Here is a 20,939-nt window from a genome sequence, read left to right on the forward strand (position 1 = left end):
CGGGCGCGCTGCGGCAGTCGCGGCGCGCCCAACTCTTCCATCGGGACAATCCATGAGACTTCTCTGCCTTCTCGCGCTTTGCGTGCTTCTGCCTGTGGCCGTTGCTGCACAAGACGTTCAGTCCATCCTGCAAAACCACGCGCAGATCGTCGCCAAGCCGTCGCGCAAGACAGTAAGCACGGTGATCGACGCGCTGGTGGCCTCGGGCCTGCCGCAAGTGCCGGAATTTCTTGAACGCTATCAGGCGCGTGACGTGTTCCAGCATGAGGACGGGCGCTTTGTCTATGCGGATAGCGCCGGTGACGGATACAGGCTGCGCGACATCGATACCGGCGCAGAGATGGGCACAGCCCCCAAGGACGCGCTGACGCAGATCAAGCCAAATGGCGGTGTGCGGCGCGTGCTGGCCGGGGCGCTCGTCGTGTTCCAATTGTCTGCGCCCGAAATCGAACGGCGGCGGACCGCGCTGGATGCCATCGCGCGCAAACCATCGGCAGACCATCTGGAGCCGCTGCGCGCCACCATCGACACCGAAACCGATCCCGCCCTGAAGGCACGCAAGCAGCGCCTCGTTAATTCGCTGACCGCGCAATATGGCGCGGATACGGGCGAGCGCATTGCCGCAATCGAAGGGCTGGCGCAGGATGTGTCCGTCGAAAGCCGCGCGGTGCTTAGCCGGATCGTGCAAACCACGGCGGGGATCGCGCCTGAATTGCCGGACGCCAATATCGCCCGCGTGTTTGAGCCGGGACAGGACATGACCGCCGAGGCCGCTTATCTGCAACTGGTCGATGCGGGGCTGGCCCCGGCGGCGCTGACATCCGATGACATCCGCAACACGCTGGCCGCCAATATCGATGGCGGCACCGTGGCGGGCGTTCCCGTGGCGCGGCTTAGCGATCCGTCCGCGCGGGCGCAGGCCTATGACGCGCTGGCCGCCAGCGGTGACGCCCCGCCGCGCATCACCGAGGCCGACAAGACGCAGGCGATTGCCGCGTACCGTTTCTTTGAAACCTATGACGAGCCGAACCCGGAAGTCACCGCCGCCGCCGAAACCGCGCTGGCACAGGTGCAGACCCGCGTTGCCGTGGGGCAAACCATCGACCTGACGCTGGATGCGCTGTCACTGGCATCCATTTACTTTCTTGCCGCCATCGGTCTGGCCGTCACGTTCGGCGTGATGGGGGTCATCAACATGGCCCATGGCGAATTCATCATGCTGGGGGCGTATACCGGCTATGTCGTGCAGCTTTTCGTGCCGGACTACACGCTGTCGCTGGTGATCGCGCTGCCCTTGGCCTTTGCGGTGGCCTTTGGCGCCGGTGTCGCGATGGAGCGTCTGGTGATCCGATGGCTGTATCATCGCCCGCTGGAAACCTTGCTGGCGACCTTCGGGATTTCCATTGCATTGCAACAGCTTGCCAAGACGATCTTCGGTACGCAGGCGCGGCCGCTGACGGCACCGGGCTGGCTGGACGGTGCGCTGGTCATCAACGAGGTGATCCAGATCAGCTATATTCGGATCGCCATCTTCGTGCTGGCGCTGATCTTCCTTGCGCTGCTGCTGTTCATCTTCAAACGCACCCGGCTGGGGCTGGAAGTGCGGGCGGTGACGCAGAACCCGAAAATGGCGGCCTCCATGGGCATCAATCCCGACCGCATCAATATGCTGACCTTCGGGCTTGGCTCCGGCATTGCCGGGATCGCCGGCGTCGCGATCGGGCTTTACGCGCAGGTTACGTCCGAAATGGGCGCGAATTACATCGTGCAAAGCTTCATGACCGTTGTTGTCGGCGGTGTCGGCAATGTCTGGGGCACCTTGGCGGGGGCGTCGATGATTGGCGGGCTGCAAAAGGGGATCGAATGGTTCAACCCCTCCAACACGCTGGCGGCGCAGACCTACATGATCATCTTCATCATCATCTTCATCCAGTTCCGGCCGCGCGGGATCATCGCGCTGAAGGGCCGGGCGGCAGGGGATTGAGACCATGAATCGCAGTTTCTTCGCCCAATCGCCTTCCGTTCTGGTGTTCCTTGGCTGCCTTGGCCTCGCAACACTCTTTGTTACCGTCCTGTCAGAGGCGTTCGGCATCGGCGTCCTGTCGACCTCTTTCATCAAAACGCTGGGCAAGACGCTGTGCCTGTGCCTGATCGCCGTGGCGATGGATCTGGTGTGGGGTTATGCGGGTATCCTGAGCCTTGGCCACTTCGCCTTTTTCGGTCTTGGGGGCTACATGATCGGCATGTGGCTGATGTATGAGCGCACCCGCGAGATCGTCGAAAGCTCCATGAGCGATGCGGTCATTCCGCCCACGCCGCAAGAGATCAGCGACGCCATCGGCAACCAGATCTTCGGCGTTGTCGGCTCTAGCGAGTTTCCGCTGATCTGGACCTTTGCGGACAGCCTGACGATCCAACTGTTCCTCGTCGTCGCCATTCCGGGTGTGCTTGCGGGGCTGTTCGGTTGGCTGGCCTTCCGCAGCCGTGTCACCGGGGTGTACCTGTCGATCCTGACGCAGGCGATGACCCTCGCGCTGTCGCTCTATCTGTTCCAGAACGAGAGCGGGCTGCGCGGCAATAACGGCCTGTCCGGGCTGCAAAACCTGCCGGGGGTCGAAGCCGGGCAAGACGTCGTGTCCATGTGGTTTTTCTGGGCCTCGGCGCTGGCACTCGGGCTTGGTTATCTGCTGGCGGCGCGGGTGATCTCCGGCAAGTTCGGCAGCGTCATTCGGGGCATCCGCGACAATGAACAGCGTGTGCGCTTCCTTGGCTATGCGGTCGAAAGCTACAAGCTGGTGATCTTCGCGGGCACCGCCATGATCGCCGGCATCGCCGGGGCGCTGTACTATCCGCAGGCGGGCATCGTGAACCCGGCAGAGATCGCGCCCATCGCGTCGATCTACCTTGCGGTCTGGGTCGCGATCGGCGGGCGCGGGCGGCTTTACGGCGCGGTGCTGGGGGCGATCTTCGTCAGCCTCGTGTCCAGTTATTTCACAGGCGGTCAGGCGCCCGACATCAACCTTGGCTTCTATACGATCAAATGGGTCGATTGGTGGCTTGTGATGCTGGGGATCAGCTTTGTTCTTGTCACCTTGTTCGCGCCCAAAGGTCTGGGCGGTCTGGTCGACCTGTGGGAAGACCGCCGCCGCCCGGATCGGCACGGCGCTGACCTTGGGCCCGATGCCGGTGCCCTGCGCGAGAAGGAGGCGGTGGAATGACGACGCTTCTGGAAGTTTCGGGCGTTTCAGTCTCGTTCGACGGGTTTCGTGCGATCAACAATCTGTCGTTCCAGATCGGCCCGGCGGAACTGCGCGCCATTATCGGGCCGAACGGAGCGGGCAAGACGACGTTCATGGACATCATCACCGGCAAGACTCGCCCCGATGAAGGCCGGGTCATTTGGGGGGACCTCAGCCGGTCCTTGCTGTCCATGTCGGAGGCGCAGATCGCGCAGGCGGGGGTTGGACGAAAATTCCAGAAACCGACCGTCTTCGAAGATCAAAGCGTCGAAGAGAACCTGCTGATGGCATTGAGCAATCCGCGCGGGCCGCTGGCCGTTCTGTTCTACAAACCCGCCAAGGCCGATTTGGCGCGGGTGGCGGAACTGGCGGATGAAATCGGCCTGCGCGCGCAGCTTTTCCGCAAGGCGGGGGAACTCAGCCACGGGCAGAAACAATGGCTCGAAATCGGCATGTTGCTGGCGCAAGATCCAAAGCTTTTGCTGGTCGATGAACCCGCCGCCGGCATGACCCCGGAAGAGCGTGAGCACACGACCCAGCTTTTGGTAGAGGCCGCCAAGACCCGGGCCGTTGTCGTCGTGGAGCATGATATGGAATTCATCCGGCGCTTGGGGTGCCGCGTGACCGTGCTGCACGAAGGGTCGGTTCTGGCCGAAGGCAGCCTTGATCATGTGACGTCCAACCAAGACGTCATCGACGTATATCTGGGGCGCTGACCATGCTGTCTGTTCGCAATCTCGACCTGCATTACGGTCATTCGCAAATCTTGAACGGTGTGTCGCTGGAGGCCGAGGCGGGCAAAGTGACCTGCCTCATGGGGACCAATGGCGTCGGAAAAACCAGCCTGATCAAGGCGATTTCGGGCACCCATCCGCGCAGCGCGGGGGACATCATCCTTGATGGCCAGACCCTTGGCGTCTTGCCGCCGCAAGCGATGGCGCGGCTTGGGGTGGGTTATGTGCCTCAAGGGCGTGAGATCTTTCCGCTTTTGACGGTGCAGGAAAATCTGGAAACCGGGTTCTCCTGCTTGCCGCGAGCGGAACGGCGCGTGCCCGATGAAATCTTTGACCTGTTTCCGGTTCTCAAGGAAATGAAGGATCGGCGCGGCGGTGACCTGTCCGGCGGGCAACAACAGCAACTCGCCATTGGCCGCGCGCTGGTCACACGCCCCAAGCTTTTGCTGTTCGATGAGCCGACAGAAGGCATCCAGCCAAACGTCATTCAGCAAATTGGCCGTGTGATCGCGCAATTGCGCGACCGGGGCGATATCGCCATCGTTCTGGTCGAACAGTATTTCGAATTCGCCTATGAGCTGGCCGACAGTTTCACGATCCTGCGGCGCGGGACGGTGACCTTGTCGGGACGCAAGGGTGACGTGTCGCGTGACGACGTCTTGCGGGGCGTTTCCGTCTGAATCCAATTGAAATCAGTCAATCGGTTGCATTTCTGTGAAAGTCGCGTCAAGTGACGCCACGGAAATGGAGGCTGTTATCGGGAATTCAAAAAGCAAGCTTGCCGAGCAGATTGCGGCCCTGCCGCTGCGCCGTGATGCGAAGGGCAGGTTGAGCGTTCTAATGGTGACGTCGCGCGAAACGGGACGTTGGGTCATGCCCAAAGGTTGGGAAATGGACGGCAAGAAACCGTGGGCGGCGGCCGAAATCGAAGCGCTTGAGGAAGCGGGCGCGGTCGGGCACATCAGCACGACCGAGATCGGCACCTATCGCTATGTCAAAAAGCTCGACAACGGGAAGGGCGTCCCGTGCCGTGTGACCGTCTATCCGATGGTGGTGGATCGTTTGAAAACGAACTGGAAAGAGCGGCATCAGAGAAAGCGCAAGTGGTTTTCACCGCCATCTGCGGCCAAGCGTGTCCATGAACCCGAACTGCGTGATTTGCTTTTGACGCTGGATACGAAAAATCCGGTGAAATCGCTGCCCAAGGAAATCCGCAAGAAGATGAAGAACACTCAATTCGACGAATGACAACGCCGGGCAGATGCCTTTTGGCGCTGGCGTGGAGCGGGCAGTCTCGGCCTCAAGGGGCTTGCGTTCTGATCTGAATGCGTGTTGCAGATGTTGGTCTTTGGAGCATCATCGCGTGGGCGCCTTCGGCGGTCTGAAATCCGGCGGTACAGGCGGCCCTCGAGCATAAATATCCCGGCTTTCAGAACAAATCCACCACGCCGTGGCCGGATGTTCGGTTGTGATCCACATGCGGCGCGGACGGCTCTTCGCGGGTCAATCGACGCAAACGCTCCTTGATCTGTTCAAGTTTTGGCGTTTCCACGATGGCCTCGACATCCACCGGAACATGCGGATCATGGAAGCCCGCGATTAATTCCGGCGAAGACAGGATCGAAACAAGATCGTGCTGGACCTGCTGAAGAAGGTCCAGGCGCTGCAGCTCTACCACGGGGAATGTCTCGACCTGCGCGCCTGCTTTCAGCCAGTCCCCCAGTGCATTTTCAAGGTAGGCGGCGTCGTGCGAGCACTCCTCCAGAGTGCCCGCGATTTCCGACAACATATCCGTAAACGTCGCGCCTTTTTCCGGCGAGGCATCTGTCATAGCGGGCCGACAACAGCTTCGATACAATTGCGCAGATCATTCGGTTCAAACGGCTTTTTGAGAAAGTTGTTCATGCCAAGTTTCCGGCCGTAATCAATGATCTGCTGCTCGGCGCGCCCGGTGATCAGGATGAAACCGACGCCTTTGGTGCGTTCATTCGCGCGCAGGTGTTGTAGCAGATGCAGGCCATCCATGCTGGGCATGTTGTAATCCGAGATGACCATATGGACCGGTGCGCGCGCCAAAATTTCCAACGCATCGGAACCGTTATCGGCCGTCGAGACGTTGCGAATACCGAACCCTTCCAGGGCTTGGGTGATAAGACCGCGGCTGGTCGACATATCGTCGACAACCATGATGCGAAGTTGATCTCGTAGGGCCATTCAGTTGTCCTTCCTCAGAGAAGTCGACGCGATGTTATTGTCGGGTTTTGCAAAGGCGTACGCGGTCGAACCGACGGATTTGAAAGCGGGATCGGTGATCCTTTCGGAATGCCCGACGAACACGAACCCATCGGGTTTCAAAAGGCTGCCAAAGCGCGGCCAAAGCCGTTCCTGGGTTAATCCGTCGAAATAGATGACGACATTCCGACAGAAGATCGCATCGAACTTCCGGCGCATCGGCCAATCGCCGATCAGGTTCAGTTCGCGGAAAGCGATCATGCGCCGCAGATCATCGTTTACACGATAGATTATCTCGCCGTCCTGATCTTCTTCCTGCGTTGTGAACTGCGAAATCTGCCTGTCGTCGAGCCCTGCAACCTGAGCTTCCGTATAGCGCCCGGTCGCCCCATAGGCGACGACCTGGGGGTCAATATCCGTTGCAAGGATCCGGAAATCCCCACTCCGGAAAACGGGGTCCTCGGACGCGAGCAGCATCGCGATGGAATACGGCTCCTGACCATTGGAGCAGCCCGCAGACCATATGCGGACCGCTTCGCCGTTTTTGATCCGCTCGGCCATGCGTGGAACCAAATCTGACTTGAGCTGTTCGAAGTGATGCGGCTCTCGAAAGAATCCGGAGACATTGGTCGTCAGCGCAGAGATCATATGCCGGCGCTCGACCTGCTGGGCGTCGGACTTCACGTAGTTGCAATAGGCCTCAAGGTTGTCGATGGAAAGCGCCTTCAGCCGGTGTCGCAACCGGGACTTGATCATCGCAGCCTTGCTGTCCGATAGGACAAGGCCGGCCTCATCATAGGCCAGTTTCGACAACGCATCGAAGCCGGGTTCGGCGCCGCCGCGTGTCGGGGTCTGTTCAACGAAAGTCACGCTGCTACGCTCTCCGCCTTGGCGATCACGCTCTCCAACTCGAGGATGCGGATCATACGTTCATCGATGAGCGACAACGCGCGAATGGTATTCGCGCCGCCATCATTCGTGACGTCCGGCGGCGGCTGCATATCGTCTGCCGAAAGAGCGATGATGTCAGAGACCGCATCGACAAGCAGACCCGTCATACAGTCATTGCATTTGACCACGATGATGACATTCCTTTCGGTCGTCTCGGTGGGCGGAAGCCCCAGGCGCGCGGCAAGATCGATAACCGGAAGCACAGTTCCCCGAAGGTTGATCACGCCGCGCATGAAGGCGGGGGCGTGAGGCATCGGGGTCGTTTTCGTCCAGCCGCGAATTTCCCGGACCGACATAATATCGAGTGCATATTCCTGGTTTCCCAGTTTGAAGGTCAGCAATTCTTTGCTGGTGCTGTCGAGATCAGTCATGACGACGCTCCTGATACTAAGGCGGGATCCAGAAGGGGGGCAGCATTCCCTGCCTGATGGACGATGTCGGTCGGATCGAGGATCAGGGCGATCTGACCATCACCGAGAATGGTCGCGGCAGCGATGCCGGGAGACCTGTAGAAGTTTTCGTCGAGCCCCTTGATCACGACTTGGCGCTGATCTCGGATATCGTCGATCATAATTGCAAATCTCTGGCCATCTTCATGGGCAATCAAAAGGACGACGCAGCCGGAATTGTCTTCCAAAGGTTCGCGGTATCCCAAAGCGACGCCAAGATCGAAGACGGGAACAAAGGCGCCACGCACCCTGATGGACAAAACGCCGGGCCGGATCATATCCATATCGACATCGCTGAGCGTGAGCGTTTCGATGACCAGATTGAGCGGGACAACGAGCGTCTCGCCCGCGACCTCGACGACCATCCCGTCCAAGACCGCCAAGGTAAGTGGCAAGGAAATCGAAAAGGTCGTCCCGACGCCGGGTTCCGATTGAATGGTGATCCGGCCGCCAAGTGCTTGAATGGCGGTGCGCACCACATCCATACCCACGCCGCGGCCGGACAGATCAGACACTTCTTTCGCGGTGGAGAACCCCGGCAAAAACAGCAGGTTGTCGATCTCGGTGTCGGTGAGGTTCGAATCTTCGGGGATCAAACCTTTTTCGATCGCAATCTGCAGAACGCGTGGCCGATTGATGCCGCCCCCATCGTCGGACACGTCTATCACGACGCGGCCCGATTTGTGCGAGGCGCTCAGACGGACGTTGCCCTGCGCGGATTTTCCGGCATCCAGTCTGGTTTGCGTGTCTTCAAGGCCGTGATCCACGGCGTTTCGGATCATATGGGTCAGCGGGTCGGCAAGGCGTTCGATGACTGTTTTGTCGACTTCGGTGTTTTCACCTTCGGTAATCAGCCGCACATCTTTCTTGATGGCAGAGGATGCCTCGCGGACGATACGCGACATGCGCTGGAACAACGATTTCACCGGCTGCGCGCGGATCATCATGACGCTGTCCTGAATATCCCGCGTGAGACGCTGGAATTCTTCAAGACCGTTCATCGCGTCGGAATGCGGAGAGAGGCCCGCTTGTTCAAGGCTCTGCGAGAGCATCGCCTGATTGATCACAAGCTCGCCCACAAGATTTACCAGCCGTTCGATCCGATCGAGGTCTACACGCACCACGGACTTCGCGGCCGGTTGTTTCCCGCCGCCGGCAGCTTTGGTCTGCTTTTCCGCCTTTGGTTCCGGTTTCAGCTCCGATGTTTCGGCGACCGGCACCGGATCCGTTTCTGTCGGTGCCGGCTCTGCCGCCATCACTGGCACGTCGTCGTCGTCCGGGAGCGTCGGCGGCGGCGGGGGCAGATCGCCAGGCAGGGACAAGTCGAGCGGGGGCGGCGCACTTGCAGCCGCGTTTAATGGGGTGATCTCCAATGTGCACAGACCTTCGACAAACTCGAAGACCGAATTGATCTCAGCCGCGTCGGCAGCCGTTGTCAGCTTGATATTCCACGCCAGGTACGACTTTTCTGGCGCCAGATCGTCGAGGGCAGGGATGTCTTCACATAGAATCTCAACCTCGCAATCGCCCAATTCGTGCAGCGCCTTCAGAAGTTGGAAGGGCTCATTTCCGGTTTCATAGAGTTCAAGCTGCGGCTTGAAGTGAATGTTGAAACCGGGTGCTTCCGTTGGGGCGTCTTCGGCAACCGGAAGATCGAGAGGCGGCAGACCCGGCAGCCCGAGATCAAGGTCAAGGGAGAGACCCGCCGGTTGGAAGTCGATTTCTTCCTCGGCAGCGTCTTCGCCGTCATCGCCGATCAACTCGTCAAGCTGCGCCAAAAGCTCCTGCGAGCGCTCCGTCGGCAATTCACCCTCGTCGCGGGATTCGCGCACAAGATCGGAAAGGTGGTCTGCGGCCTGAAAGAACAGCTTGAGCGCTTTGTCCGACACCTCCATCCGGCCGCCACGCACCTCATCCAGCGCGGTTTCGTATCGGTGCGCGAAGCGAACCAGCGCTTCGAGTCCAAACGCGCCGGCCCCGCCTTTGATGGAATGTACGGCCCTGAACACGACGTTGATGACCTCGCCATCTTCATCGCCATCTTCGAGACTGGTCAGGCCGTCCTGCAATGCTTCAAGCAGTTCCTCGCTTTCGATAAAAAACGAGGCGCGGATTTCGGCCATTGGATCGGTATCTTGGCTCATATCGCTGGTTCCTTAGCCCGCCACCATGTGCAACGCTTTGATCAGCTTGTTCGGATCGAACGGTTTCACGATCCAGCCTGTCGCGCCTGCTTCGCGCGCGCGCATCTTGAGTTCCGGCGCGCTTTCCGTGGTCAGCACCAGAATGGGGGTCGCGCGGTGCTTTTCCTGTTCGCGCACCGCGTCGATAAAGCCGAAGCCATCCATTCGCGGCATGTTGATATCGGTGATGATCGCGTCCGGAGAGATGCCTTCCAGCACCTCCAACCCATGCACACCATCATCGGCGGTATGGACTTCGAAATCGCCGGTATTCAGTGCCATCTTGATCATGTTGCGCATGGTGCGGCTGTCGTCGACTGCAAGAACTTCCAAGGTCACAGTGCGCCCTCCCTCAACTGTTCGGGCGAGGCGCCCATGAATTCCAACTGGTGCAGAACTTTCTCCGGGGTGTCGGTCAGCGCAAAACTGTGACCGCCTGCCTTGGCTTTCCGAGACGCGGCCACAAGCGTTTGCAAGCACAGCGCGCCAAGATGCTTCACCTGAGACGCATCGAGCGTGATATCACCGTCCATGGCCCGCAGGTCGGTGGCGAGTTTCGTTGCCGCAGCGAGATCCAACCGCTCGGGAAGGTGTAAAGGTTCACTCATGTCCCGATTGCCCCAACTTCGATTTCACCAATGCACATGCACGTATCCCCATCGTCGATTCCTGAGATGCAGGGTTTTTAGGGGCAGGGGGCTTAAGGTATCGTTACAGCCTTTAGAGTTTTCCAAACGAATTGGGCCCGACGCATTGCACCGGGCCCATGTTCTTGCATTTTATTCTGTGAATTCAGGCGCGTCGGCGGCGTCCACCGGCACGGCCACCACGGCCACCACGTGCGCCTTCCGGCCCGTCCGCGGGTTTGTTGAACCGAATCCACTCCGCCCCATGCGGGTCGTTATCGGTCAGGAAGTTGGCCGCGCGGATGGCTTCCATTTCCTTGCCCGGACGCGGCTTTGTGGATCCCAGACCGAACATCTGGCAGAAGGTTTCGTCATCCATGTCCGGCGGCAGCACGATGCCAGCTTCTTCGACCGCCGCACGTTTTTCAGCGATCTTGCTGGCCCCGACCGGCAGCGCCACCGGGTTCATGATGGCAGAGGTCATGCCCGCGCCCATCGCCATCGGCAGGAATGCATTGTTGATCCCGTGCCGGTTTGGCAACCCGAAGGAGATATTCGACGCGCCGCAGGTCGTGTTGACGCCCAGTTCTTCGCGCAAACGGCGCACCAGCGTGAACACCTGAAGCCCCGCCGTACCCATCGCGCCCACTGGCATAACCAGCGGATCGACCACGATATCATGCGCCGGGATACCGAAATCGGCGGCACGTTCGACGATTTTCTTGGCGACGGCGAACCGCACGTCCGGGTCTTCGGAAATGCCGGTGTCATCGTTGGAAATCGCCACGACCGGCACGTTGTATTTCTTGACCAGCGGCAGGATCAGTTCCAGCCGCTCTTCCTCGCCAGTGACGGAGTTGAGCAGCGGGCGGCCTTCGCACGCCTCCAGCCCGGCCTCCAACGCACCGGGCACCGAACTGTCGATACACAGCGGCACATCCACCAGCCCCTGCACCAGTTCGATCATCTTGCGCATGAGCGGCGGTTCGGTCTGGTTGGGATCGGGGTTCGAGTTATAGACAACGCCCGCATTCACATCGAGAACCGTCGCACCGGCGGCGACCTGCGCCAATGCGTCTTTCTCGACGGTCGAAAAATCGCCCGCTTCGAGTTCGGCGGCCAGTTTCTTGCGCCCGGTCGGATTGATCCGTTCCCCGATCACGCAGAACGGCTCGTCGAAACCGATCACGGCGGTCTTCGACTTCGATTCAACAATCGTTCTCGTCATTACCCCTGTCTTTCTTTGGTCGGCAGACCTGATACTGCCCTGTTGTCTTTTGGGTCATACCCGCTTTGCGAGTAAATCGCGAGGCGCAGTCCCGGTAAGTTTCGCATGGAGTGCGCGTGCGGCTGGTTCGGGCCGGGTTATCCGGTCACACTGGCGGGTTTGGTCGCCGCGCCGCCATTCTCGATCGCCCAATTCGCATTGGTCTTGATCCCGCCCAGCGGGAAGAAGTGCACATTGGTGATGTTGAAGTCGGGATTGGCCGCCTTGTGCGCCGCGAGTTCGGACAGAACCTCTGTCGGCTCGAAGGGCAGCAGCAGCTTGCTGACGTCCTTGGCGCGCTTTTGCAGCACTTTAAGCGACGGTCCCACGCCGCAGGCAATCGCGAACTTGATCAGCGTTTGCAGCTTGGCGGGGCCAGCGATGCCAATATGGATCGGCAGATCGACACCTGCCGCCTTGAGGTCATCGGCCCATTTGATGATCGGTCCGGCCTCAAACGCAAATTGCGTGGCGATGGCCATTTCCGCATCCGTGCGCTCGGCATAACCCTGCTTCCACAGCAGCGCCGCATCGACATTGGTGCGGCTGCCATCGGGATCGATATCCTTGTTGCCTTCCGGGTGCCCGGCCACGTGCAGGCGGGTGAATCCGGCCTTGTCGAATTCGCCGGTCTCCATCAGCTGCATGGAACTGTCGAACTCCCCATGAGGGGTGGTCACGCCGCCCGCCAGCAACAGCGCCTGACGCACATCGGCCTCGCCCTGATAGCGCGCGATCCAATCGGCCAGCGTTGCGCGGTCCTTGATGATACGCGCGGGAAAATGCGGCATCACCGGGTAGCCTTCGGCATTCAACCGCGCGGCAGTGCGCACCATATCGTCGATCGGCGTGCCTTCGATATGCGCGACATAGACGCGGGTGCCCTTGGGCAGCAGATCGCGGAAGTCCTCGACCTTTTCGGCGGTGCGCGGCATGACCTCGATCGAATAGCCTTGCAAGAAGGCTTCCATCTGCGGCGAGACAACCTGCGTGCTCGGTGCGTCTTCGCGGCGTGTGAACAGGCTCAGGGCCATTTTCAGAACCTCCTTGATGGGGCGCGGGCTCATGCCCAGCCGTCGTTGGCAATCAGTTGTTTGATGCGGTCTTGGTCGTATTCAGCTTCGATCCGGGCCGCTTCGGCTTCGACGATCTCGGCCGGATCGCCCTCGACCTCATAGGGGGCCGCTTTGCGCCATTCCGCCAGATAGGCGTCGGTATCCTGCGCGCCGACCTTCATCGCGGCACGGTCGATCGCCTGTTCGAACCGTTCTTCCAGTTGGCGTTTTGCGCCGCGCCGACCCTTGCCCACGATGACTTGAGCGGGGATGTCGCGCCAGTAAACGATTGTCACATCGGGCATCTGTGATTCCTTGCATGTCGTGCTGTCATTCCTAAGCAAATGGTCCGCGCTCACTGCGCCGTTTTCGACGACTCGCGGGCAATCCGCGACCTATGCCTGCGCCGGGGCTTTGGTGCCTAGGGCCCGGCGACACGCTTAGGGGGATCACAGCAACGCTTGCTCCTGCGGCCTTGAGTGATTATCGTCCAAGACAACACGATAAAGGAGGGCGCGACGATGGCGCCCAGGCGTCCCAGTGGTGCGGGCGCCTTCCCTAGACCGGTAGAGAGCCCCGCGCCGAAACTTCCCGATCCGTCGGAGCTGTATGCTGCGTTGGATTTGGGGACAAATAGTTGTCGCATGCTGATTGCCCAGCCCAAGGGCAGCGGATTTCATGTCGTCGACAGCTTTTCGAAATCCGTTCAGCTCGGCTCCGGACTGGAGCATTCGGGCCGGTTGTCGCGTGCGTCCATGACGCGGACGATGCAGGCGCTGCGGATTTGTCAGCAGAAGCTGAAAAAGCACAAGGTCAAGCATATGCGGCTGGTCGCGACCGAGGCGTGCCGCCGCGCGGTCAACGCCGAAGAGTTCGTGCACCGCGTTCACCGGGAAACCGGTTTGAACCTTGAGATCATCCAGCCGGAGGAAGAAGCCCGGCTTGCCGTGATTTCCTGCGCACCGCTGGTGTCCACCCGGACAGAGCAGCTCTTGGTGGTGGATATCGGCGGCGGCTCGACAGAGCTGGTCTGGATCGACATCGCGTCGGTGCCCAAGCGGGACCGGCCCCGTGCGATCATGCGGCTGCATACCGGGTTCTCTGCGCCCGAAGGTCCGTTTCCCGCTGCCAAGGTGGTGGATTGGATTTCCGTGCCGCTGGGCGTTGCGACGCTGCGGGACCAGTTCAACGATGTGGAAGACGATTCCGCGCGCTTTGCGCTGATGAGCTGGTTCTTTGAGGAAAACCTTGCCGATTTCGCACCATACCGGGATTTGCAGGCGCATGAACGGTTTCAGATCGTCGGCACCTCCGGGACGGTGACGACCGTAGCGGCATCTCATCTGGGACTGCGCCGCTATGATCGCAACAAGGTGGACGGCCTGCGCATGACCTCGACCCAGATCGACAAGGTGATCCGGTCCTATCTGGACCTTGGGCCTACGGGGCGGCGCGCCGACCCGCGGATCGGTCAGGATCGCCAGGCATTGATCATGTCCGGCTCTGCGATCCTGCAGGCGCTGATGCGTCTGTGGCCGACGGACCGGTTGTCGGTTGCGGATCGGGGCCTGCGCGAAGGGTTGCTTTATGCGCAAATGACCGCACATGGCGTCTTGGAAGACGGGCCGTTTTGATCCAGCAGGGATCGGGGCGGGCCGGATGCGGGGCGCGCCATGATATCAATCGAATGAACACGGGATGACGAGCGTGAGCGACAAGGGCAAGAATACATCGGGGCGGGGCCAGCGCGATCTGAAGGTGAAGGTCAAAAGCGCCCGTGGTCGCAAGCTGTCATCGACCCGGTGGCTCGAACGGCAATTGAACGATCCGTATGTGAAACGTGCGCGCGCCGATGGTTATCGGGGCAGGGCGGCCTATAAGATATTGGAACTGGACGACAAGTTCCGCTTTCTGGTGCCCGGTGCGCGGGTGGTCGACCTGGGCTGCGCGCCCGGTGGCTGGTGCCAGGTGGCGGTCAAACGCGTCAATGCGCTGGGACAGAAGTCCGGCAAGGCCGTGGGCACCGTTCTGGGCGTCGATCTGCAAGAGGTCGAACCGATCGCGGGCGCCGAAATCCACCAGTTGGATTTTCTCGAGGACGACGCCGATCTGAAGGTGAAGGAATGGCTGGGCGGCGATGCCGATGTGGTCATGTCGGACATGGCGGCGGCGTCGTCGGGCCACAAGCAAACCGATCACCTGCGCATCATCGCCTTGTGCGAGGCCGCGGCCTATTTCGCGTTCGACGTGCTGGACGAAGGGGGCACCTTCGTCGCCAAGGTCCTGGCGGGCGGGGCCGAAGGCGACCTGCAAAAGCTGCTCAAACAGCGTTTTACCAAGGTGGCCAATGTCAAACCGCCAGCCTCCCGCGCCGACAGTTCCGAGAAATTCGTCGTTGCAACGGGATACCGGAAGTCATCTGAGGCTTGAGAAAAAACTGTTTTTCTCGCAATACTTTCGCGGTTGAAGGAATCCGTGCATGCCTCTGAGCAGAGAAGACGTCCCGCAGGTCATCGCAGAAGCCATGCAGAAAATGGTGGCGTCGCAGGATTCGAACATCGTGTGGGAGATTTTCTGCGCGGCCTGCGAGGGGTTCGGATTTGACAAGATGCTGTATGGCGCGACGCGGATGCCCAAGGATGCGCGTCTGGGGGATCTGCGGGATGCGCTGATCCTGCACCACGGCCCCAAGGTCTATGCCGACGCCTATATCGAGGAAGAACTCTATCTCTATTCCCCGACCTATGCCTGGGCCGCGCAGAATTCCGGTTTCGTCAGTTGGCCCGCCGCCGCCGCGCAGTTCAACGGAGAGATCAAACCCCAGCATATGCGCATTGCAGAGCTTAACGCGCAGTTCGGGCTGCGGTCTGGCTTTGTGGGATCGCTGGATGATGTCGTGCGCGGGATGCACGGTGTCATCGGTCTAAGCCCCGCTGGCGCCATCGAACAGCCCGAGGCGGATGACCTCTGGCGCGAGGTCGGCGCACATATCGAGACATTGTCGAACCTTCTCCACCTTCGGATCGCAAGCCTGCCGCTGCCGGGGCAACGCCGCCCGCTCAGCACCCGCCAACTCGAAGCGTTGCACTGGTTTGCGCAGGGCAAGACCATGCAGGACATCGCCGTGATCATGGGGCTTAGCGCCAATACCGTGGAAAAGCACCTGCGGATGGCCCGCGAGTCGCTGGATGCGAACACCACGGCCCATGCAATCCAGAAAGCCACCTCTTTGAATCTGCTGACGGTCTGAAGGATCGCAGCCGGATCAACCTTCGCTTAATTCTCCTATGGCAGGGTCCGAAGGGCGCAGACCGGTCCGGCGTTGCGCCGGCGATAGAGGGAGCCTTGGATATATGCCAACCGTAAGACTGACCGCGATTGCATCTTTGCTGGCGCTTCCGGTCATTGCCAGCGATCCATCGGCCGCGATGACGGAATATGTCCGCCAAAGCGTGATGACGTGGATGTCCAACCCGGAAATCGTGAACGCAGTCGTCGCGCGGAACGTGGCCACATCGGGCTTGAGCGATGAGGAGGTCGTCGCGCTGGATAACCAGTGGCGGGCAGAAATCGGCGCCCCGTCTTCGCCGCTGATCGACATGATCATGGGCTCTGCCGCGTCGGACGCGATCCGGTCGCAGGTCGAAAACACCGATGGCATGATCACAGAGGTGTTCGTGATGGATGCGCGCGGCCTGAATGTCGCGGCATCGGGCGTCACTTCCGATTTCTGGCAAGGGGACGAAGCCAAGTTCCAGGAAACCCATGGGGTTGGCGCAGGCGCGATCCATGTGGACGAAATCTCGTTTGATGAAAGCACCCAAACCTATCAGGGGGAGGTGTCTTTTACCCTGATCGATCCCGCAACCGGTGCCCCGATCGGCGCGGTCACCGTCGGCCTGAATGTAGAGGCGTTCTTCTGACGCGCGCAGTTGGCGCGTCGCCCCGCGCATCCCGACCATCCAAAGCCCCATAACGTGACGTTTGACCGGCCCGGCCTTGCAAGCCCTGCCGCGCAATGGCACCAAACGCGCAATGGATTAATGGGAGAGAGACATGGCCGAGATCGTTATCGCATCCGCAGCACGCACCGCCGTTGGGGATTACGGGGGCGCTTTGAAGGGCATCGCGCCGACGGAGCTTGGCATTGAAACCGCACGCGCGGCGATTGAACGCGCGGGGGTGACGGCGGACGTCATCGGGCAGGCATTCTACGGCAATGTCATCCACACAGAACCGCGCGACATGTATCTGTCGCGCACGATCGCAGTGGGTGCAGGCGTGCCGGAAACCGCACCAGCCTTGACTGTGAACCGCTTGTGCGGCTCTGGCCTGCAAGCGGTTGTGTCTGGCGTGCAAGCTCTGGCGCTTGGCGATGCGGATGTGGTGCTGGCAGGCGGCTCCGAAAGCATGAGCCGCGCCAATTACGCCATGCCCGCCGCGCGCTGGGGCCAGAAGATGGGCGATGTGGAGGTCGTCGACATGATGCTGGGCGCGCTGCATGACCCGTTCGGCCACGGCCATATGGGGATCACTGCCGAAAACGTCGCCGAGAAATACCAGATTTCGCGCGAAGATCAGGATGCGTTCGCCGTGGAAAGCCACCGCCGTGCGGCGCAGGCGATTGCCGAAGGGCGCTTTGCCGAACAGATCGTGCCGATCACGCTGCGCAGCCGCAAGGGCGATACCGAATTCACAACGGATGAACATGTCCGCTCCGATGCCAGCCTTGAAGGCATGGCGAAACTGCGCGCGGCCTTCCGCAAGGACGGGCGGGTGACGGCTGGCAACGCCTCCGGCCTGAACGATGGCGCGGCCTCCTTGGTTCTGATGACCGCGGACGCGGCCAAGAAACATGGGATCACGCCGATGGCCCGCATCGTGGCCTATGGTCATGCCGGGGTAGATCCGCAATTCATGGGGATGGGACCGGTGCCCGCCATGCAGAACGCCCTGTCCCGTGCGGGGCTGACGGTGGACGATCTTGATGTCATTGAATCCAATGAGGCTTTCGCGGCGCAGGCCTGTGCGGTGACCGCCCAGCTTGGACTTGACCCCGCAAAGGTCAATCCGAATGGCGGCGCCGTCGCGATTGGTCACCCTGTGGGCGCGAGCGGGGCGATTATCGCCACCAAGCTGCTTTACGAACTCAAACGGACCGGCGGCAAATACGGCGCGGCGACCATGTGCATCGGTGGCGGGCAGGGGATTGCCCTTATCGTGGAAAACACGGCGAGCTAATTTGATCGCTGGTTGATAGTGACATGGGCACCGTCCGGCTTCCGGGCGGTGCCTGTTCTTTGCGGCGGCCGTTCAAGTACGGGCCGGAAACTCGCAAACGAAAACGGTGCCGACGTCATTTCCCGGCCTGCAATAAATGCGGCCGTTATGTAGCTCCATGATGCGTTTGCATGTCGCCAGCCCCAAACCGGTGCCTTCGAATTCCCGTTCCGAATGCAAGCGCAAGAACGGTTCAAACACCTGGGCCGCATCTTCTTGCGAAATCCCGATCCCATTATCCTGAACAAGGATCTGAATGGCAGCATTCGTCTTGCGCGCAGATACTTGAACTTGCGGCGTGTCCGACCGGTTATATTTCAGCCCATTGCTCACAAGGTTCTGGAAAAGCTGAACAATCAAGGGCGCGTCGCCTTGGATTTCCGGCAAGTCCGGCGCAATGCCCAGTTCAGCATTGGCTGTTTTGAGATCCATCGACAGGTTTTGCGCGACCGCCTCCATCTGCGCATTCAGATCGACGCGCGTGGCTTCGGGCGCGGAATCATCAAGGCTATTATAGGCCTGTAACGCGACGATCAGTTGATCCATGCGCTGCGCACCGTGGTTCACGAAATCCAACATCTCCTTATGTTCCTGAACAACGGGGTCGGGCAGGTCTTCGAACAGGAACTCGATCGCCCCGGTGATCGACCTGAGTGGCGCGCGCAAGTCATGCACGAGCATTCTGGAAAAGGCCTCAAGGCTTTGTCGCTGCTCCCGGATCATCTTTGTCATGCCGGAACGCTCAATCGCGTTGGTGATGCTGCGATCCAGCGCGGTATGCGTCATGGACGATTTGGGAATGTAGTCCTGTGCGCCCATCTGCATCGCCTTGACCGCAATCGCCTCGTCGCCCTGACCGGTGATCATCACCACCGGCGTATCAGGGAACATCGCCACGATCTTTTCCAGCGTCGCCAAGCCGTCACGACCGGGCAGGGAGTAATCCAGCAAGATGCAATCGGGATTCAAGCCGTCGCTGAGCCACGTCAGACATTCGGTGCTGTCCAGCGCCTCGGTCACCGGATGATAGGAATGGCCGGAGCGTTTGAGCGCCCGCGTGACGAATTCCCGATCTTCAGGATTGTCGTCAACAAGCAAAAGGGAAATGTCGCCCACGGCTCAGACCTGTTTTGGAAGAAGCGCGAAGTGGAACCAATAGTCGTGAAGACGGGAAATCGCCTCTGAAAATTCGTTCCACGACACGGGTTTACGCACATAGGTATTGGCGCCCATCGCATAGCATTGAGAGACATCTTCTTCCCGCGTCGATGTGGTCATGATCACGACGGGGATGACGCAAAGCCGTTCGTCCTGCTTGATCCGCGCCAAAAGCCGCCGGCCATCCAGCCCCGGCATGTTCAAATCCAGAAGGATCAGCGCCGGAAGCAGGTTGTCCTGATTGTTGAGCATGTCCCACGCCTCAGCCCCGTCGCTACAACGGATCAACGGGTTCGCAAGGTTACTGCTTTTCCGCAGCGCGCGTTCGGTGGCTTCGAAATCATCGTCATTATCATCAATGATCATTATGGCTTTTGAGGTTTGATCCATCTTAATCGCGACTCCTTGTCGGGAAATGAAATGTAAAAACTGCTGCCCGTGTGGGGGGTAGAGGTGACGCGAACGACGCCATCGTTCGCCTCGACGATCTTCTTGACGAATGCGAGCCCCGCGCCGATGCCCTCGCCATATTTTCCGGGGCGTTGCAGGCGCTTGAAAAGGCGGAAGATATCTTCGCTGAATTCGCCCTCCATCCCAATTCCGTTGTCCCGGACATAGAGAGCGGAGTGCAGGGTTTCGCCATCGACGAACACGCTGTCCGCAAAGCCGACCCAGACCGTTTTCTGCGCCTCTTCATTGAAAACCAGCCCGTTCACGATGAGGTGCCGCAAGCAGGTGCGCAGTTGCAGCGGGTCGAAGAACAGCTTGGGAAGGCTCGTCTCCAGAATGACCTCGCCCTGAACCCCGTCGGGCAGATTATCCGCAAGATCAGTGACGATTTCGGTCAGGTCATTCCATTCGGGCGCGTTTCTTGCGGTGGCGTCGGCATAGGCCAGAAGGCTCTCGACCAGGTTTTCCATGGACCCGCAAAGTTCCTGCATGCGTACAAGGCGCTTGCGCCCCTCTGCCGGCAATTTGTCTTCGAAATCCTCGACCAGAAACCGCGCGTGATTAGCGATGCCGCGCATCGGGGTGCGCAAGTCATGCGAAGTGAAGAAGGCGAATTCGGAAAGCTCGCGATTGGTTCTGTCCAATTGAGCGTTTCGCCGCGTCAGGTCTTCGTTCAGTCCGACCAGAAGCTTGTTCTGCGCGCGGTCAGATTGCAGCGTCGACCAGCCGATCCAGATGATGATGAGCGGCCCGAGAATATTGAGGAACGCCAAAACCCGCAGGATCGCCCCGAGCTCGTCGACTTGGCGGCGGGTTTCCTGTTGCGACTTGACGCGCAGCGCCTGAACGATCGCAATGATACTGACGGCGGCACTTGCATCCGAAATGCGCACCACCGCGTCGATTTCGGCGGGCGCCGCGCCATCGTCGCGCCGTTCGTCCACGACGTTCAGCGCATCGATATAGCTGCGCAATGTGCTGCGGATCGGGTTCGTGTCGATCTCGACCCCGGCCAGTTCTGCCAGCGCTTCCAACTCGCCCAGATTGTAAAGCGCCTTGTCATAGCTGCGCACCGCGGCGATCCGGTATCCAGATTCCCTTGGCCGCAGGACATAATTTTTGAAGTTGTGGATCAGCCCGGTATAGCCCACCGCAGAGTGAAACCCCGTAATCGCATTAGGAAGTCGTTCACCATACATCACATCGTATTGGTGGATCTTGTGGCGGACTGTCCGCAGCAGAATTTCGGCAGTGACGCCGGATAATACGACGAAGGCCATGACGGCCCACAGCACACGCATGCGGTTTTTGACCG

23 protein-coding genes are annotated in these 20,939 nt (G+C 60.1%); 10 read left to right on the forward strand and 13 right to left on the reverse strand.

Features of this window, described 5'->3' with window-relative positions; genetic code table 11:
• The first annotated feature begins 52 nt into the window (after positions 1 to 52).
• From urtB to E4Z66_RS02555, 5 genes are read left to right on the forward strand one after another with little or no spacing between them, the layout of a single operon-like run.
• On the forward strand, positions 53 to 1,984 hold the full coding sequence (gene urtB, locus E4Z66_RS02535) for an urea ABC transporter permease subunit UrtB (RefSeq protein WP_136461360.1): 1,932 nt from the start codon (positions 53 to 55) through the stop codon (positions 1,982 to 1,984).
• 4 nt (positions 1,985 to 1,988) lie between these two features.
• Positions 1,989 to 3,218: an urea ABC transporter permease subunit UrtC gene (gene urtC / locus E4Z66_RS02540; RefSeq protein ID WP_136461361.1), complete on the forward strand. Its 1,230-nt coding sequence runs from the start codon at positions 1,989 to 1,991 to the stop codon at positions 3,216 to 3,218.
• Positions 3,215 to 3,955: an urea ABC transporter ATP-binding protein UrtD gene (gene urtD, locus E4Z66_RS02545; protein WP_136461362.1), complete on the forward strand. Its 741-nt coding sequence runs from the start codon at positions 3,215 to 3,217 to the stop codon at positions 3,953 to 3,955. Before urtC ends, urtD begins: the two co-directional genes overlap by 4 nt.
• 2 nt (positions 3,956 to 3,957) lie before the next feature.
• Entirely contained in the window at positions 3,958 to 4,653 is a 696-nt protein-coding gene (gene urtE, locus E4Z66_RS02550; protein WP_136461363.1) for an urea ABC transporter ATP-binding subunit UrtE, read from the forward strand.
• Between the two features lie 34 nt (positions 4,654 to 4,687).
• Positions 4,688 to 5,221 (forward strand): NUDIX hydrolase, encoded by a 534-nt coding sequence (locus E4Z66_RS02555; protein ID WP_342773438.1) that lies wholly within the window; start codon positions 4,688 to 4,690, stop codon positions 5,219 to 5,221.
• A 181-nt stretch (positions 5,222 to 5,402) separates the two neighbouring features.
• On the opposite strand, the gene E4Z66_RS02560 is transcribed toward E4Z66_RS02555, so the two are convergent.
• From E4Z66_RS02560 to E4Z66_RS02605, 10 genes are all read right to left on the reverse strand, one after another.
• Positions 5,403 to 5,804: a hypothetical protein gene (locus tag E4Z66_RS02560; protein ID WP_136461365.1), complete on the reverse strand. Its 402-nt coding sequence runs from the start codon at positions 5,802 to 5,804 to the stop codon at positions 5,403 to 5,405.
• On the reverse strand, positions 5,801 to 6,187 hold the full coding sequence (locus tag E4Z66_RS02565) for a response regulator (protein ID WP_136461366.1): 387 nt from the start codon (positions 6,185 to 6,187) through the stop codon (positions 5,801 to 5,803). The genes E4Z66_RS02560 and E4Z66_RS02565 overlap by 4 nt, the downstream gene beginning before the upstream one ends.
• A complete protein-coding gene (locus E4Z66_RS02570; RefSeq protein WP_246035849.1) occupies positions 6,188 to 7,075 on the reverse strand; it encodes a CheR family methyltransferase in 888 nt (295 codons plus the stop codon).
• On the reverse strand, positions 7,072 to 7,527 hold the full coding sequence (locus tag E4Z66_RS02575; RefSeq protein ID WP_136461367.1) for a chemotaxis protein CheW: 456 nt from the start codon (positions 7,525 to 7,527) through the stop codon (positions 7,072 to 7,074). The genes E4Z66_RS02570 and E4Z66_RS02575 overlap by 4 nt, the downstream gene beginning before the upstream one ends.
• On the reverse strand, positions 7,524 to 9,749 hold the full coding sequence (locus E4Z66_RS02580; protein WP_136461368.1) for a chemotaxis protein CheA: 2,226 nt from the start codon (positions 9,747 to 9,749) through the stop codon (positions 7,524 to 7,526). Before E4Z66_RS02580 ends, E4Z66_RS02575 begins: the two co-directional genes overlap by 4 nt.
• 12 nt (positions 9,750 to 9,761) lie before the next feature.
• Positions 9,762 to 10,127 (reverse strand): response regulator, encoded by a 366-nt coding sequence (locus E4Z66_RS02585; protein ID WP_136461369.1) that lies wholly within the window; start codon positions 10,125 to 10,127, stop codon positions 9,762 to 9,764.
• Positions 10,124 to 10,396: an STAS domain-containing protein gene (locus E4Z66_RS02590; protein WP_136461370.1), complete on the reverse strand. Its 273-nt coding sequence runs from the start codon at positions 10,394 to 10,396 to the stop codon at positions 10,124 to 10,126. The genes E4Z66_RS02585 and E4Z66_RS02590 overlap by 4 nt, the downstream gene beginning before the upstream one ends.
• Before the next feature lie 184 nt (positions 10,397 to 10,580).
• Positions 10,581 to 11,642, reverse strand: coding sequence for a methyltetrahydrofolate cobalamin methyltransferase (locus E4Z66_RS02595; protein ID WP_136461371.1), 1,062 nt, complete (start codon positions 11,640 to 11,642; stop codon positions 10,581 to 10,583).
• Between the two features lie 137 nt (positions 11,643 to 11,779).
• Positions 11,780 to 12,715, reverse strand: a complete 936-nt coding sequence (locus E4Z66_RS02600) for a methylenetetrahydrofolate reductase (protein WP_136462110.1) — start codon at positions 12,713 to 12,715, stop codon at positions 11,780 to 11,782.
• Between the two features lie 29 nt (positions 12,716 to 12,744).
• The gene (locus E4Z66_RS02605) at positions 12,745 to 13,041 is read right to left on the reverse strand and encodes a virulence factor (protein WP_136461372.1); all 297 of its coding nucleotides are present in this window, start codon (positions 13,039 to 13,041) and stop codon (positions 12,745 to 12,747) included.
• A gap of 216 nt (positions 13,042 to 13,257) precedes the next feature.
• On the opposite strand from E4Z66_RS02605, the gene E4Z66_RS02610 reads away from it, so the two are divergent.
• From E4Z66_RS02610 to E4Z66_RS02630, 5 genes are all read left to right on the forward strand, one after another.
• Complete coding sequence (locus tag E4Z66_RS02610; RefSeq protein WP_136461373.1) at positions 13,258 to 14,370, forward strand: Ppx/GppA phosphatase family protein; 1,113 nt, start codon at positions 13,258 to 13,260, stop codon at positions 14,368 to 14,370.
• Positions 14,371 to 14,434: 64 nt separating this feature from the next.
• Complete coding sequence (locus tag E4Z66_RS02615; RefSeq protein ID WP_136461374.1) at positions 14,435 to 15,166, forward strand: RlmE family RNA methyltransferase; 732 nt, start codon at positions 14,435 to 14,437, stop codon at positions 15,164 to 15,166.
• Between the two features lie 49 nt (positions 15,167 to 15,215).
• Positions 15,216 to 15,986 carry a helix-turn-helix transcriptional regulator gene (locus E4Z66_RS02620; RefSeq protein ID WP_136461375.1) on the forward strand — a complete coding sequence of 257 codons (771 nt, stop codon included), beginning with the start codon at positions 15,216 to 15,218 and terminating at the stop codon, positions 15,984 to 15,986.
• A gap of 103 nt (positions 15,987 to 16,089) precedes the next feature.
• Complete coding sequence (locus E4Z66_RS02625; RefSeq protein WP_136461376.1) at positions 16,090 to 16,659, forward strand: hypothetical protein; 570 nt, start codon at positions 16,090 to 16,092, stop codon at positions 16,657 to 16,659.
• Between the two features lie 133 nt (positions 16,660 to 16,792).
• Positions 16,793 to 17,977, forward strand: a complete 1,185-nt coding sequence (locus E4Z66_RS02630) for an acetyl-CoA C-acyltransferase family protein (protein ID WP_136461377.1) — start codon at positions 16,793 to 16,795, stop codon at positions 17,975 to 17,977.
• Between the two features lie 72 nt (positions 17,978 to 18,049).
• Here the strand turns inward: E4Z66_RS02630 and E4Z66_RS02635 are convergent, their stop codons facing one another.
• Genes E4Z66_RS02635 through E4Z66_RS02645 form a run of 3 tightly spaced genes read right to left on the reverse strand, consistent with a single transcriptional unit; the run spans position 18,050 to position 20,925 of the window.
• Entirely contained in the window at positions 18,050 to 19,132 is a 1,083-nt protein-coding gene (locus E4Z66_RS02635; RefSeq protein WP_136461378.1) for a hybrid sensor histidine kinase/response regulator, read from the reverse strand.
• A gap of 3 nt (positions 19,133 to 19,135) precedes the next feature.
• Positions 19,136 to 19,540, reverse strand: a complete 405-nt coding sequence (locus tag E4Z66_RS02640; protein ID WP_246035850.1) for a response regulator — start codon at positions 19,538 to 19,540, stop codon at positions 19,136 to 19,138.
• Positions 19,540 to 20,925 carry a sensor histidine kinase gene (locus E4Z66_RS02645; protein ID WP_168797701.1) on the reverse strand — a complete coding sequence of 462 codons (1,386 nt, stop codon included), beginning with the start codon at positions 20,923 to 20,925 and terminating at the stop codon, positions 19,540 to 19,542. The genes E4Z66_RS02640 and E4Z66_RS02645 overlap by 1 nt, the downstream gene beginning before the upstream one ends.
• Between the last annotated feature and the right edge of the window lie 14 nt (positions 20,926 to 20,939).

This window comes from Aliishimia ponticola, from assembly GCF_004803475.1.
GTDB classification, from domain to species: Bacteria; Pseudomonadota; Alphaproteobacteria; order Rhodobacterales; family Rhodobacteraceae; genus Aliishimia; species Aliishimia ponticola.

Excerpts from the sequence above, each read along its gene's own strand:
- E4Z66_RS02640 (WP_246035850.1), bottom strand. The coding sequence starts at position 19,540 with ATGATCATTGATGATAATGACGATGATTTCGAAGCCACCGAACGCGCG.
- E4Z66_RS02645 (WP_168797701.1), bottom strand. The coding sequence starts at position 20,925 with ATGCGTGTGCTGTGGGCCGTCATGGCCTTCGTCGTATTATCCGGCGTC.
- E4Z66_RS02590 (WP_136461370.1), bottom strand. The coding sequence starts at position 10,396 with ATGAGTGAACCTTTACACCTTCCCGAGCGGTTGGATCTCGCTGCGGCA.
- E4Z66_RS02625 (WP_136461376.1), top strand. The coding sequence starts at position 16,090 with ATGCCAACCGTAAGACTGACCGCGATTGCATCTTTGCTGGCGCTTCCG.
- E4Z66_RS02615 (WP_136461374.1), top strand. The coding sequence starts at position 14,435 with ATGACGAGCGTGAGCGACAAGGGCAAGAATACATCGGGGCGGGGCCAG.
- urtC (WP_136461361.1), top strand. The coding sequence starts at position 1,989 with ATGAATCGCAGTTTCTTCGCCCAATCGCCTTCCGTTCTGGTGTTCCTT.
- E4Z66_RS02600 (WP_136462110.1), bottom strand. The coding sequence starts at position 12,715 with ATGGCCCTGAGCCTGTTCACACGCCGCGAAGACGCACCGAGCACGCAG.
- E4Z66_RS02630 (WP_136461377.1), top strand. The coding sequence starts at position 16,793 with ATGGCCGAGATCGTTATCGCATCCGCAGCACGCACCGCCGTTGGGGAT.
- E4Z66_RS02595 (WP_136461371.1), bottom strand. The coding sequence starts at position 11,642 with ATGACGAGAACGATTGTTGAATCGAAGTCGAAGACCGCCGTGATCGGT.
- urtD (WP_136461362.1), top strand. The coding sequence starts at position 3,215 with ATGACGACGCTTCTGGAAGTTTCGGGCGTTTCAGTCTCGTTCGACGGG.
- E4Z66_RS02620 (WP_136461375.1), top strand. The coding sequence starts at position 15,216 with ATGCCTCTGAGCAGAGAAGACGTCCCGCAGGTCATCGCAGAAGCCATG.
- E4Z66_RS02610 (WP_136461373.1), top strand. The coding sequence starts at position 13,258 with ATGGCGCCCAGGCGTCCCAGTGGTGCGGGCGCCTTCCCTAGACCGGTA.
- E4Z66_RS02580 (WP_136461368.1), bottom strand. The coding sequence starts at position 9,749 with ATGAGCCAAGATACCGATCCAATGGCCGAAATCCGCGCCTCGTTTTTT.
- urtB (WP_136461360.1), top strand. The coding sequence starts at position 53 with ATGAGACTTCTCTGCCTTCTCGCGCTTTGCGTGCTTCTGCCTGTGGCC.
- urtE (WP_136461363.1), top strand. The coding sequence starts at position 3,958 with ATGCTGTCTGTTCGCAATCTCGACCTGCATTACGGTCATTCGCAAATC.
- E4Z66_RS02560 (WP_136461365.1), bottom strand. The coding sequence starts at position 5,804 with ATGACAGATGCCTCGCCGGAAAAAGGCGCGACGTTTACGGATATGTTG.
- E4Z66_RS02605 (WP_136461372.1), bottom strand. The coding sequence starts at position 13,041 with ATGCCCGATGTGACAATCGTTTACTGGCGCGACATCCCCGCTCAAGTC.
- E4Z66_RS02565 (WP_136461366.1), bottom strand. The coding sequence starts at position 6,187 with ATGGCCCTACGAGATCAACTTCGCATCATGGTTGTCGACGATATGTCG.
- E4Z66_RS02575 (WP_136461367.1), bottom strand. The coding sequence starts at position 7,527 with ATGACTGATCTCGACAGCACCAGCAAAGAATTGCTGACCTTCAAACTG.